The organism is Nocardia fusca NBRC 14340, assembly GCF_001618425.1.
In the GTDB taxonomy this organism is placed as follows: Bacteria; Actinomycetota; Actinomycetes; order Mycobacteriales; family Mycobacteriaceae; genus Nocardia; species Nocardia fusca.
The window spans coordinates 48,210-61,062 of sequence record NZ_BDCU01000038.1 but is presented as its reverse complement, the minus strand read 5'-3'; the positions used below and the strand labels follow the sequence as shown (position 1 = coordinate 61,062).

Below are 12,853 nucleotides of genomic sequence, written 5' to 3'. Positions count from 1 at the left end.
CCGAAGGAGCTGGCTCTACATGACCGAATCGCGACGGCGCGCCCGCAAAGCCGGTATCGCCGCCCTCGTCGGCACCACGCTCGAGTGGTACGACTTTCTGATCTACGGCACGGCTGCCGCGCTGATCCTGAACAAGCTGTTCTTTCCCACGATCAGTCCGGTCGCGGGCACACTGGCCACCTTCGCCACCTACGCCGTCGGTTTCCTCGCCCGACCGCTGGGCGGCATCGTACTGGGCAACCTCGGCGACCGGCTCGGCCGCAAGACGATGCTGGTGCTCACCCTCGTGTTGATGGGCGTCGCGACCACGCTGATCGGCGTGCTGCCCACCTACGATCAGATCGGCGCGTGGGCGCCGGTCCTGCTGATCCTGTTGCGTCTCGTGCAGGGCTTCGGCGCCGGAGGCGAGTACGCCGGCGCCGTGGTGCTGTCCGTCGAGCACGGCGACCAGCGACGTCGCGGACTGGCCGGTGCGTGGGCCCCGGCCGGTTTCGCACTCGCCACCCTGCTCGCGACTGGGATCTTCCAACTGTTCCTGCTGCTGCCCGACGAGCAGTTCCGCCAGTGGGGCTGGCGAGTACCGTTTCTGCTGGGGCTCGTCATGCTCGTGATCGGCTACTTCATCCGCAGCGACGTGGACGAGACTCCCGCGTTCGAGAAGGCCAAGCAGGCCGAGGAAACCGAACCGGGGCTGTTCGCCGCGCTGCGGTACCAGCCGAAGAGCTTCCTGGTCGTCATTGGTGCCCGTTTCGCCGAGAACGGCTTCGCCTATCTGTTCCCCGTGTTCGCGGTAGCTTTCCTGACCCACCAGCTGGGCCTGTCCGAGTCGCTCGGGCTGACTGCGGTGATCATCGCGTCGGCCGTCCAAGTGGGCGCAGTGCCGCTGTTCGCCTGGCTGTCCGACAGGTGGGGACGGCGGCCTGTCTACGCGGCCGGCGCTGTCGCGTCGGCGCTGTGGACCGTGCCGTTCTTCCTCCTGCTGGAAACCCGCGAGCCGGTGGCCGTCGTCGTCGGGTTCGTGGTGGGGCTCGGCATCTGCTACCCGGCGATGCTGGCGCCGCAGGCGGCGTGGTTCGCGGAGCTGTTCGAAACCAAGACCAGGCTAGCCGGATTCGCGTTCGCTCGTGAGATCGGTTCTGTGCTGGCGGGCGGTTTCCTGCCGCTGATCGCTACCGCGCTGCTCGCGTGGTCCGGCCACTGGTGGCCGGTCGCCGCGTACCTGGGGCTGCTGACGGTGCTCACTCTCATCGCGCTCGCCGTCGGCCCAGAAACCCGGCGCCACGACATCGAGTCCGCCGGTACGCGCGAGACGGTCCTGACGGGATAGCCCAGGGATCGACGGGGACGAGGCGGGCTTTGCGGCCCACCTCGTCGGCGATCCGGTCGCACCCCTGTCCGGCCGCAACACGATTCCGCGGTCCACAATGAAGGTCTCCAGGCATTTCCACGGCGAAGTGGCGAAACGGTTCATCGAGCACGGCTTGGCTGGGCTGGTCGATGAACCCCGGCCGGGACGGCCGCCGTCGATACTGTTGGACCGAGTAGAATGGGCGTCGGCGGAACGTGAAAACTGGATCTGGCACAAATTTCGTGATCCGGTCCGTCGGGATTGTCAGTCGCCCAGCAGGATGCACTTGCGGAGAAGGTCTGGTTTCGCGCGCCCGAACATCTGGCGTTTGATCATCTTGATGCGGTTGACGTGGCCTTCGAGCGGCCAGCAGGATGCGCTGAAGCGCTATTCGAGTTCACCTGGCAAACACGCCTTTTGGCCCGAGATAATGGCAGATCCGGAGGGGAACGGGGCAGAGGAGCCGCAGCGGAAACGTGTACGCTGGCGATATGTACACCAAAAGTGTGCACACCTGTCGCAAAAGCAGTGTTCTGATCCCCCTCCGGACACAACCACTATGTCGCTTCATGCGCCCTACCTGCGGTTATATAAGCCGGGTAGGTGGCGGTGCCGAGTCGGATCAACGCAAAACCGCAAGTAGGGGCCTGTGGGGGTTCAATTCGGGTTGAACTGAGGGAATCCTGAGAAACCGGCAGGGCGGCGTAGCGCATCATCATTGGACATATCGCGGATGTCTTTCCGGCTCTGCGGATATCGGCCGAGGGGCCCGCCGTTGGGGTATGTCCCCGCTTGCCAAGGTGGCCTCATGCAGAACGTTTGGCCCGGTCGAGACCGCTCGGTCTACTACCACCCGCCTGCCGCAGGGCGGCAGGAGCTCGAGGAAAGTTGAAGTCATCGTCCCGAAGGATCCGCCCGAGCTCACGCCGGCCGCTGCTCGGGCTTTGCTGCGCCTCATCCACCGCGTGGGTGGGTAGACCCTGCTCAGATCCTTTCGATGAGGGTGGCATTGGCCATGCCGGCGCCTTCGCACATCGTTTGGAGTCCGAACCGCCCGCCGGTCGCTTCGAGATGGTTGACCAGTGTGGTCATCAGCCGGGTTCCGGACGCACCGAGCGGGTGCCCGAGTGCGATGGCGCCACCGCGGGGATTGAGTTTGGTGGGGTCGGCGTCGAACGCCGCCTGCCATGCCATCGGAACCGGTGCGAACGCCTCGTTGACCTCGTAGGCGTCGATATCGTCGATGGTGAGGCCCGACCGGGCCAGGATCTTCTCGGTGGCCGGGATCGGGCCGGTCAGCATGATCTCGGGATCGGAGCCGACGATCGCGAAATGGCGCAGGCGGGCTCTGGGTGTCAGATCGAGCCGGGCGGCCGTCTCCTCGCTCATGATCAGCGCTGCCGAAGCGCCATCGGTCAACGGTGAGGAGTTGCCGGGGGTGATGGCCCAGCCGATTTCGGGGTATCGCCTGCTGAACTCTTCGTCGCGGAAAGCGGGCGGTAGCGCGCCGAGTTTCGCCGCCGAGGTGGTGGCACGAACCGTCTCGTCGACCGTGTGCAGCGTGCCGTCGGGCCGGGTGACGGGCACGATTTCGGTGTCGAATGCCCCGTTGGCGCTGAACTCGGCCGCACGCTGGTGTGAGCGTGCCGCGAATTCGTCCAGGGCAGTTCGATCGAGCTTCCACCGGGCGGTGATCAGTTCGGCACCGATGCCCTGGTGCGGCAGGCTCGGGAAGCGACCGGCCAAGGGGCCGTGCGGGTGCCCGTCGCCGACGGCTGTCCCCATCGGTACCCGGCTCATCGACTCCACGCCGCAGGCGATCGCGATATCGTAGGCCCCTGCGATCACCCCTTGCGCGGCGAAGTGCACGGCCTGCTGACTCGAGCCGCATTGGCGGTCCACCGTCGTACCAGGCACCGTGATCGGGAAGCCGGCGTTCAACAAGGCGGTGCGAGAGATGTTGAGAGCCTGGTCGCTGGCCTGGCCGACGCAACCGGCGATGACATCGTCGACCAGTGCCGGGTCGATCCCGGTCCGGTCGATCAGGGCGGACAAGACGGTCGACAGCAGATCCGCCGGATGGACACCGGATAACGCGCCACCCGGTTTTCCCTTTCCCGATGCGGTGCGGACGATATCCACGATCACAGCTTTGGTCATGCTGACGTGCCTTTCATCGAAGTTCTCTACGGGTTCCGCAGGAGCCGGCTATCCGCATTCGGCCGCAGATGGCTCCTCATGTCGTGACCTTTTCGCTCCCGAGCGTCAGCGAGGTGCCATCCGGATCGCTCCGTCGAGTCGGATGACTTCGCCGTTGAGCATCGGGTTCTCGACGATGTGGCGTACCAGCGCACCGAACTCGGCCGGATCTCCGAGTCGAGACGGATGCGGAACCTGTGCGCCGAGGGATTGTCTGATGTCTTCCGGCAGCGTTTTCAACAGTGGGGTGTCGAATGTGCCGGGAGCTATTGTGGCAACGCGGATCTGGTGCCTCGCGAGTTCCCGGGCGATGGGCAGGGCCATGGAGACGATTCCGCCCTTGGCCGCGGCGTAGGCAGGCTGACCGATCTGCCCGTCGAAAGCCGCGACCGAGGAAGTATTGACGATGACGCCGCGTTCGCCGTCCACGGTATCTGTCGCCGCGATTCGCTCGGCGGCGAGTCTGATGACGTTGAACGTGCCGGACAGGTTGATCCTGACTATGCGCTCGAAGTCGTCGAGGGGGAGCGGCCCGTTTTTGCCGAGAACCTTTCCGGGGGGACCGATTCCCGCGCAGTTCACCACGACGCGCAGGGGCCCACGCTCGGACAGGATGTCCAGTGCCCGGGTCACGTCTTCGGTGGAAGTCACATCGCCGGGAACGAAAGTCACCGACCCGGCGTGCTCTTCCTGAATCCCGGCCCCGGACGAGGAGAGCAGGTCGAGTACGCCGACATGCGCGCCTGCCTTGGCCAATGCCTCGGTGGTGGCAAGTCCGAGGCCGGATGCGCCGCCGGTGACGAGTGCAACCGTGTTGCCCAGTTCCATCGTGAATTCTCCTGTTGGTTGATGTGACTCACCGGCAGACAGGATGCCCGGCCGAGCGGTCCGAGGTCACAATACGGACTAATAATGTCCAAATCAACACAAGATCGAAAATCTACCAGGCTCCTGAAGCGGCGTCTTTGCTGCGGGTTTTATAGAATGCGACTCGGAATACTTCCCAATATGGACGGTATGTGTCAGTATGGTGGGCGTCACAACAGGATCGTCCCTCGATGAGGTGAAGCACTCTCGAGGGGCCGTTCCGAGCGGCGGTACGAGGCCGCGCGCTATCACCGGACCCGACAACAGGAGCGCAACGTCATGGGAAAGCTCGAGGGCAAGGTCGCCTTCATCACCGGCGCGGCACGGGGCCAGGGCCGCAGCCATGCGATCCGGCTGGCGCAAGAAGGCGCGGACATCATCGCCGTGGATATCTGCGACAACATTCCGGACAGCCCGTACGAGGGTGCTACCGAGTCCGATCTCGCCGAGACAGTGCAGCAGGTCGAAGCGCTGGGCCGGCACATCCTGGCGAGCAAGACCGACGTCCGTGACTACGACGGGCTGAAGAAGGTGGTCGACGACGGCGTCGCGCAGTTCGGCGGGCTGGACATCGTCTGCGCCAACGCCGGCATCGCCGGGATCACCAGCCGGCCGCAGTCCGTCTGGGAATACGACGGCGCGACATGGCAGACGATGATCGATATCAATCTCACCGGCGTCTGGCACACGGCCAAAGCGGCAGTTCCCCACCTGATTGCCAACAAGGGCGGCTCGATCATTCTCACCAGCTCCGCGGCGGGCGTGAAGGCGTACGCGAATATCGGGCACTACGTCGCGGCCAAGCACGGGGTGATCGGGTTGATGCGCTCGCTCGCGCTGGAACTGGCACCGCACGGCATCCGTGCCAACGCAGTCAATCCCACACAGGTGGACACGCCCATGATCCAGAACCAGGCGATGCGCCGCCTGTTCCGGCCCGATCTCGAGCACCCGACGAGAGAAGATTTCGCACCGGCCTCCCAAACGGTGAACGCGCTGCCGATTCCCTGGGTGGACTCGGTGGATGTCAGCAACGCCGTACTCTTCTTGGCCTCCGACGAATCCCGGTACATCACGGGTGTATCGCTGCCTGTCGATGCGGGTGCCCTCATCAAGTAGATGCGAACAGGACGCGGCGGCAGTGCGCTCGACATTCCGGCGTATTGACCTCGACCGGCACTGCGCTCCGCCGCGCCTTTTGCGAAGACCCTGAATCAGCAGGCCGCGGCCGCATCGGGTGGCCGCACGTTGGAAGAATGGAACAAATGCCACTGACGGACGCACAGCTGATGGAGCTGTACGACAAGCAGGCTCTGCACGACAACCTGATGATGTATGTGCGGGGCGCGGACCGGCATGACCATGAGCTGATGCGGTCGACATATTGGCCGGATTCATTCGACGACCACGGTGCCTACGTCGGTGACGGCCAGGGGTGGGCGGATGCGGCGATGACGTGGCACGACAAGATCTACAGCTGCAACCATCATGTCTCGAACGTCCTGTCCGAGATCGAGGGGAACCGGGCGAAGCGGGAGAGCATGTTCGTCTGTGTGGTCCCGTTCAAAGAGCCCGAGGTGACGATGTTCCAGGCCGGCCGTTATCGCGATCTGTGTGAGAAACGGGACGGTGTGTGGAAGATCCTGCACCGCACGTGTGTCTGGGACTGGATCGATGTCCGGCCGATCAACTCCGATTGGGACGTCGTCGATGTGCCACGCGTATCGCATTGGGGTGCTTGGTATCCCGAGGATCCGATCTATCTGGACTGGGTGCAGAGCCCGCCGACCGAGTTTCCGCGAGAGCCGGGTCGGCATCCGTAGCCGGATCGATATCGAGTACCCGGGTGAGCAGCGATCGACAACCGCGATCGATGTCCGCTCACCCGGGTACAGGTTCACAGGAACAGCGCTCGGTTCAGGCGGACGAGATAGTCGGCACCCGGGTCCCGCGCGCCGCTACCACTCATCCGTTCCAGGACGGCCTCGAAGGCCAGATCCCGGCGCTTCGGCGATCGCGCCGGGTCTGCCGCGGCGAGCGCACCCGGCATCTCCTGGCGGGAAAGGTCCGTGCAGTAGCACGGCGTGCCGGGCTGCTGCCGCCATGATTCGGCCAGAACGCCGGCGTCGACCCCGTCGAACCCGGTGTCCTCGACCAGGGTCAGGGCGATCTTTCGGTCTCGTTCGTCGTCGGCGGCAACGGGAATGGCGATCCGATCCGGGCTGCCCGCCGGCTTCCCCTTCTTCGCGAACGAATCCGAGCCGATCGCGTTCCAGGCCTTGACCACTGGGCGACCCAGCTGGTCGGCGACCCACAGACTCTCGGTCCGACCGTCCTCGAGGGCATCGATACGTCCATCGCGTTGCGGATAATAGTTCGAGGTGTCGATCACGACTGTGCTCGATGCCGACCGGCCGATGAGTGGGGCGATATCCGGCAGGCGGTTCAGGGGAACGGAGACGATCGCGATATCGACGTCGAGCACCGCGTCCGCCGCGGTCACCGCGCGTCCACCTTGTGCCAGTACGTCGGGCCCGATCGTCTCCGGGCCGCGAGAATTCGCCACCTTCACCTCGTGCCCGGCAGCGCTCAACGTGGCGACCAGGGTTTTTCCGATATGCCCGGTGCCCAGAATGCCGATCTTCATCTATGGTCTTCCTTCTCTTCGGTGCCGAATTCGCCGTTCAGTCCTCATAGCAGGCGACGAGGCGGCCCACGACCCCACCCTGTCGGAGGAGTTCCAGTCCTTCCGGAATGCGATCCGGTGTGATGCGGTGGATCGGTGGCTCGAGTGCGCCGCCACGCATGAGCTCGTACAACTCGGTGAGGTCCTGCTGGGTGCCCGAGAGGGAGCCGAGGATCTTCAGCTGCTTGAAGATGATCGCCTGGGTGTTCACCGTGGACTCCGGCCGGCCCAGACCGACCTGCACCAGTGTCCCGGACTTGGGCAGTGCCTCCACTGCCTGTGCGGTGGTGGTCCCGAAGCCGGCGTAGTCCACGATCAGCGTCAAATTCTTGTCCGCGAACTCGCTGATCGATTCGGCTACGCCCGCGAGCCTGATCTCGGCAGCCAGTTCCCTGGTGGCCGGGTTCGTTTCGGCGGCATACACCTCGGCCCCTTTCAGCACGGCGATCCGGGCGCCGAGGTAGCCGAGACCACCGAGGCCGATCACTCCGACCCGCATGCCCTCCTGCGCGCCGCCCAGCGCGACCATGGCGTGGTACGCCGTCAGGCCCGCATCCGTCGCCACCGCTCCCAGCTCGAAGGAAAGCTCGGCCGGCAGGCGGACGAGGTTCGCTTCGGTGGCGCGCACTTTGGGTCCGTAGCCGCCGTCCCAGGTGCCGTAGCCGATGGCATCGCCGTTGGGGATCATCGGCGACAGCCCTACTCGGTCACCGATCTGCCATCGGTCCATCCCGGGGCCCACTTCGCTGATCACGCCGGCGTTTTCGTGCCCGAGTGTCATCGGCAGCCGCGGAAAGGACGCCATCCATTCCGGCTCGTGCAGGGCGCCCATATCGGAGGCGCACAACCCGGCGGCCTTGATGTCGACAATGACTTCGCCCGGGCCCGCGCGGGGTGTTTCCACCTCTTCCAGGGTCAGGGGCCGGCCGGTGCCGTGAAATCGCCAGGATTTCATGGGGTTTACGTCCTTTCTGGGGATCGAGGGACGAACGGTGAAGAGCGGCGCCGGCCGGGGTCGAGCGGCGAGATACTCAGGAGAAGGCGAACCCGGCGAAATCGTCGGCCGCGACTTTGTCGCATTCGGCGACGTAACGGTCGAGTCCGGCGACATAGGGCATGAAAACCCTGCTGCCGTCATCGCGATTGACATGCACCATATAGTTTTCGACGTTGAGCCGGAGCAGGTTGGACGCGGCCTCCGCCACGTGTGCGGTCCACTCGTCCTGGGCCTTTTCCTCGGGTTCGACCTTCGTGTGACCCCGTTCGCCCATATGCCGCAGCAGATCGGCGACGAAGTCGACATGCTGGACGTTGTCCAGGATCATATTGGCCAGCACCGAGGGACTTCCGGGTCCGGTGAGCAGGAACAGATTCGGGAATCCGCGCGTCATCAGCCCGAGCAGAGTACGCGGCCCGCGAGCCCACCGGTCGGTCGGTCGCTCGCCGAATTCGTTGCGGATATTCGCCTCGTCGAGGGCTCCGGTGAACGCGCTGAAGCCCAGGGCGAACACGATCAGATCGAATTCGAGATCGTGATCGCGAGTCCGTATTCCCTGCGGGGTGATCCGTTCGATGGGGTCGGCCTTGACGTCGATCAGATCCACATTGCGTTGGTTGAAGGCCTCGTAGTAGCCGGTATCCACGCACAGGCGCCGAGAGCCGATGGGATACGAGCGCGGCGTGAGGATGTCGGCGGTTACGGGGTCGCGCACGGTATCGAGCACATGCTGCCGGACGAAATCGGCCACGAGGGTGTTCGCGTGGATATCGGTGCCCTGATCGCTGAAAACGGCATTCATCGTGTGCCCGCCGCGGGCCCAGCGCTCCCGCAGCAGCGCCTGCTGTTCCTCCGGTGTGAAGGAGCCGGCCGGTCCGGCACCGAGTGGGATATCCGAGCCGGTCGGATGGTGCAGGATTGCCTCCCGCATCTCGGCGACCCGGCCGGCGAGATCGGCGTACTTCTGCTGATCGAGCGGACCGTTCTGGGCGGGTACCGAGTAGTTCGCGGTACGTTGGAACACCGTGACGTTCTCGGCGTCACGTGCCAGTGCGGGTACCGCTTGGACGCCCGAGGACCCGGTGCCGATGACGGCGATACGTTTACCCGCGGTCTCGACATGGTCGGTCGGCCAGTGCGAGGTCTGGACCCAGCGGCCGCGGTAGTCCTCGAGTCCGGGGAAAGCCGGTGTGCGGGCTTTGGAGAGCTGGCCCGACGCCATGATCAGATAGCGTCCGGTGACCGATTCGCCACTACTGGTGGTGACGCGATAGCGGTGCGCGGCCGGCTCCCACTGAGCGCCGGTGACCCAGGTCGAGAATCGGATATGCGGACGGACGCCCCAGCTGTCGGCGGCGAAATTCAGATACGCCAGGATCTCGGGCTGCGCGGGATAGCGTTCCTTCCACGTCCATCGCGGATACAGTTCCTCGTCCGGGAAGCAGTAGAAGTAGCTTTCGATATCGACGCGCGCTCCGGGATAGCGATTGTGGTACCAGACCCCGCCCACGTCGGGCGCACCCTCGAACGCGATGACTCGCAACCCCTCCTGGGTCAGTTTGTGCACCGCGTAGATACCGCCCGCACCGGCACCGACCACAACAGCGTCATAGTCCACCGAATTCATAACCGAACCTTTCTCAGGTCGAAATGCATCATTACAAGCCTTTGTCGTGCCAGGCCGGACCGGTCACGCCGAACGCCGGACAATCGGAAGTACGAGTCTCGACAGCCGGGTGTCGTCGTGCCATACGGTGTTGGTGGCCACCACCAAGTCCTCATGGCGGGCATCCGCGACCGGGATCGCCGCGTTGGGATTGCGGTCGTACTTCGGGAAATTGCTGCTGGAGATGTCCAGCCGCAGCCGATGCCCGGCGCCGAACACGTACGAGGTGGCGACGAGGTCGATGTCGATTTCGTAGACCGCCCCGGGTTCCAGGAATTCCGGTCGCGCCGTCGATGTCCGGTAGCGGCACCGCAGGATGCCGTCGCAGACGAGTTCGGCCCGGCCGTCCGGGTGGACGTCCACCAGCGTCGCGGTGAAGTCGGTGTCGACCGCGCTCGACGAGACATACAGTTTCGCCCGGACCGGGCCGGTCACCTCGAGTGACCGGTCGAGCGGCGCGTTCGTGTAACACAACACGTCACGACGGGACTCGGTCCGCGTCTGGTCCCGGGGGCCCGCGTTGGCGCCGATGAACAGGCCGGGCAGGAATGTCCCACCGCCACAGGTCGTGACCGGGTCGGCCGGGTCGTAAACGAAGCTGTCGGAGGCCGCCGCCGAGCCGGCCGAGGTGGACAGCGTGCCGTCGCCGCCGCTGGTTCGGGCATCGGTGGCGCTGCCGAGGAAGTAGTCGACGTACTCGGTATCCGGCAGGGGCCAGTCCGGCTCGTCGCGCCACATATCGGGTCCCATGACGAAGATCCGCACCGGGCTGGGCGAAACTGTCGAGGGCGAGCCCGCCAGGTGCTCCTTGAACCACGCCAGTTGGACCCCGGTGATATCGGCTGCGTCCGCCCCCGCCTGGACCCCGAAGGACCGCTCGGGGAAAACACCGCTGGTCGCTCCATGGGCCCACGGGCCGATGATCAACCGCTGACGCCGGGCGTCCGGCCGGTCCGAGCGTGCCCGCAGGGCGAGATAGTTGTCGATCGTGCCGCCCAGGAACAGGTCGTGCCATCCGCCGATGTTCAGCACCGGGATGTCCGGAACAGCCGCCGACAAGCGTTCCCAGTAGCCGTCGCGGTCCGGGTGGTCCAGCCACTGCGCCAGGTACGGCGCGATGGCGGTCAGCGTGGGGTGATCGCGCGCCGGCAGCGTGCGGAACACGTCGTCCATGTTGTCGAGCATTCGCCGCAGATCGGCGATGCGATTCTCCTCGACCGAAGGGTTACGGAGCAGTTCCCCGAGGCCGAGTGCCGAAGTGACCCACTGCAAGGCGAACCCCAGGCGGAACGCACCCCCCTGGTACAGCCAGCTGTCGTAGTAGTCACGAGAGGTGACAGCCGCCGATATGGTGGCCAGGGCCGGTGGCCGCTCCGCCGCCGCCAGCCACTGGGTGGCACCGGTGTAGGAGCTGCCGAACATGCCCACCGAGCCGGTCGACCACGCCTGGCCAGCCGCCCACGCGATGGTGTCCGCACCGTCGGTCCGTTCGTCGGCGAACGGACGAAAGGTCCCGTCACTCTGATAGCGGCCACGGGTGTCCTGGACGACGACCGCGAACCCTTCCCGCGCCGCGCGCAGCACATCCACCCAGCCGCTGATCATCCCGTAGCTTTCCTTGTTGTACGGAATGCGTTCGAGCAGAGTGGGGAACGGCCCGCCGGTGGCCGGACGGTAGATATCGGTGGCGAGTTCCACGCCGTCGCGCATCGCGACCCTGAGGTTCTTCTCGACGACTAGGTCCATGGTGTCGACCGAGTCCCTTCCCAGCTTGTTCGTTTCCTGCGGTCGGTCACAAGGTCAGAACGCCGTGACGCCGCCGTCGACGGCCAAGGAAAGCGCTGAGGTCCACGTGGATTCATCGGACAGCAGGTAGACGACGGCATGGGAGATCTCGGTCGGATCCATCATGCTGTCCGGGTGGAAATGGGCGTACGTGCCCAGCAGGGCTTCGTTGCCGGCGGCGATCTCACCGAAGAGGGGCGCGATATACCGCGACATCTCGGTGTCGACCGGACCGGGATGCACGGTGTTGACCCGGATCCGGTGCTTGCCCAGCTCGGCGGCGAGGGTCTTACCCATCCCGGTCACAGCGAACTTCGAGGCGGTGTAGGGGAGATTGAACGGACCCCCTTTGAGTCCGTTGCCCGACGAAACGAGAACGATCGATCCGCCGTTGCCGGCGTCGACCAGTACCGGCGCGGTCGCCTGCACGGTGTTCCACACTCCGAAGAGATTGACGTCGATGACATCGCGGAATTCTTGCTCGCTGAACTTGTCCCAGGGCTTGAAGATTTCGATGCCCGCGTTGGCGACCACACCGTCGAGCCGGCCGAACTCGGCCACGCCGGCGCTGACGACCTGCCGGAGCCGCTCGAGGTCGCGGACATCGGCCTGCTCGGCGACGACCCGCCGGCCGAGCGACTCGACGAGGCGGACCGTCTCCTGGAGGTCCTCCGCTGTGGCACCGCTGTACTGGACGACGGTGGGGATCGACGCGCAGATGTCGACCGCGATGATGTCCGCGCCCTCCTCGGCAAGGCGGACGGCATGGGCGCGGCCCTGACCGCGCGCCGCACCGGTGATGAAGACGACTTTGCCTTCCATACGTCCCGCCATTGCTGATGCTCCATTCTGAGAGAGAAACCGAGGCGGCGTCCTGCTGCCGCAACCGGCAATGAGTGCTCGGCCCCGCGCCGGCGCCCGGGATGACCGGGTATTGGGCGAGCACTCGGCGAGCACAGTCGCTCAGCCATGTGACGCCGACCATACTGACATGTTCCGTCCAAATTGGAAAGGCCGGCGGCCCGTCGGCCGGCGGGGCTACCACTCGAATGCTGCTGCGAGCCTGCGTGCGTCGGCCATATGGAGTCCCGCCAGAAGCTTTGTATCTTGCGCCAGCGGGCGGCAAAGGGGCGTACTTGACGCACTTTCTCACCTTGTTGGCGTCGAATACCGTGCCGGTGTGGCGGCGGCCGCTCCTAGCCTGAACACAGCGAATGTGAGCTGAGACACCGACGCACCGGCCCGGAAGACGATCTCGACGGACGGATGGCATCGGCACCGCCCAGGCGCTCGGCTACGACCCCG

General features: G+C 65.3%; 10 protein-coding genes. 3 read left to right on the top strand and 7 right to left on the bottom strand.

Annotation, left to right across the window (positions count from 1 at the left end; all coding sequences use genetic code 11):
• Window positions 1–19 precede the first annotated feature (19 nt).
• Window positions 20–1,327, top strand: a complete 1,308-nt coding sequence (locus tag NF4_RS24385) for an MFS transporter (RefSeq protein WP_063129707.1) — start codon at window positions 20–22, stop codon at window positions 1,325–1,327.
• A 1,005-nt stretch (window positions 1,328–2,332) separates the two neighbouring features.
• On the opposite strand, the gene NF4_RS24380 is transcribed toward NF4_RS24385, so the two are convergent.
• Entirely contained in the window at window positions 2,333–3,508 is a 1,176-nt protein-coding gene (locus NF4_RS24380; RefSeq protein ID WP_063129706.1) for a thiolase family protein, read from the bottom strand.
• Between the two features lie 105 nt (window positions 3,509–3,613).
• Window positions 3,614–4,375, bottom strand: coding sequence for an SDR family NAD(P)-dependent oxidoreductase (locus tag NF4_RS24375; protein WP_063129705.1), 762 nt, complete (start codon window positions 4,373–4,375; stop codon window positions 3,614–3,616).
• A gap of 318 nt (window positions 4,376–4,693) precedes the next feature.
• Between NF4_RS24375 and NF4_RS24370 the strand changes: the two genes are divergently transcribed.
• Both NF4_RS24370 and NF4_RS24365 read left to right on the top strand, forming a co-directional pair.
• Window positions 4,694–5,533 carry a mycofactocin-coupled SDR family oxidoreductase gene (locus tag NF4_RS24370; RefSeq protein WP_063129704.1) on the top strand — a complete coding sequence of 280 codons (840 nt, stop codon included), beginning with the start codon at window positions 4,694–4,696 and terminating at the stop codon, window positions 5,531–5,533.
• A gap of 146 nt (window positions 5,534–5,679) precedes the next feature.
• Entirely contained in the window at window positions 5,680–6,237 is a 558-nt protein-coding gene (locus NF4_RS24365) for a nuclear transport factor 2 family protein (protein WP_198165453.1), read from the top strand.
• A 74-nt stretch (window positions 6,238–6,311) separates the two neighbouring features.
• On the opposite strand, the gene NF4_RS24360 is transcribed toward NF4_RS24365, so the two are convergent.
• The 5 genes from NF4_RS24360 to NF4_RS24340 form a co-directional block, all read right to left on the bottom strand.
• On the bottom strand, window positions 6,312–7,061 hold the full coding sequence (locus NF4_RS24360) for an NADPH-dependent F420 reductase (protein ID WP_063129702.1): 750 nt from the start codon (window positions 7,059–7,061) through the stop codon (window positions 6,312–6,314).
• 37 nt (window positions 7,062–7,098) lie between these two features.
• Entirely contained in the window at window positions 7,099–8,055 is a 957-nt protein-coding gene (locus NF4_RS24355; protein ID WP_063129701.1) for a zinc-binding dehydrogenase, read from the bottom strand.
• Window positions 8,056–8,131: 76 nt separating this feature from the next.
• The gene (locus tag NF4_RS24350; RefSeq protein ID WP_063129700.1) at window positions 8,132–9,724 is read right to left on the bottom strand and encodes a flavin-containing monooxygenase; all 1,593 of its coding nucleotides are present in this window, start codon (window positions 9,722–9,724) and stop codon (window positions 8,132–8,134) included.
• Between the two features lie 63 nt (window positions 9,725–9,787).
• A complete protein-coding gene (locus tag NF4_RS24345) occupies window positions 9,788–11,509 on the bottom strand; it encodes a CocE/NonD family hydrolase (protein ID WP_063129699.1) in 1,722 nt (573 codons plus the stop codon).
• A 54-nt stretch (window positions 11,510–11,563) separates the two neighbouring features.
• The gene (locus NF4_RS24340; protein WP_063129698.1) at window positions 11,564–12,382 is read right to left on the bottom strand and encodes a mycofactocin-coupled SDR family oxidoreductase; all 819 of its coding nucleotides are present in this window, start codon (window positions 12,380–12,382) and stop codon (window positions 11,564–11,566) included.
• Window positions 12,383–12,853 lie beyond the last annotated feature (471 nt).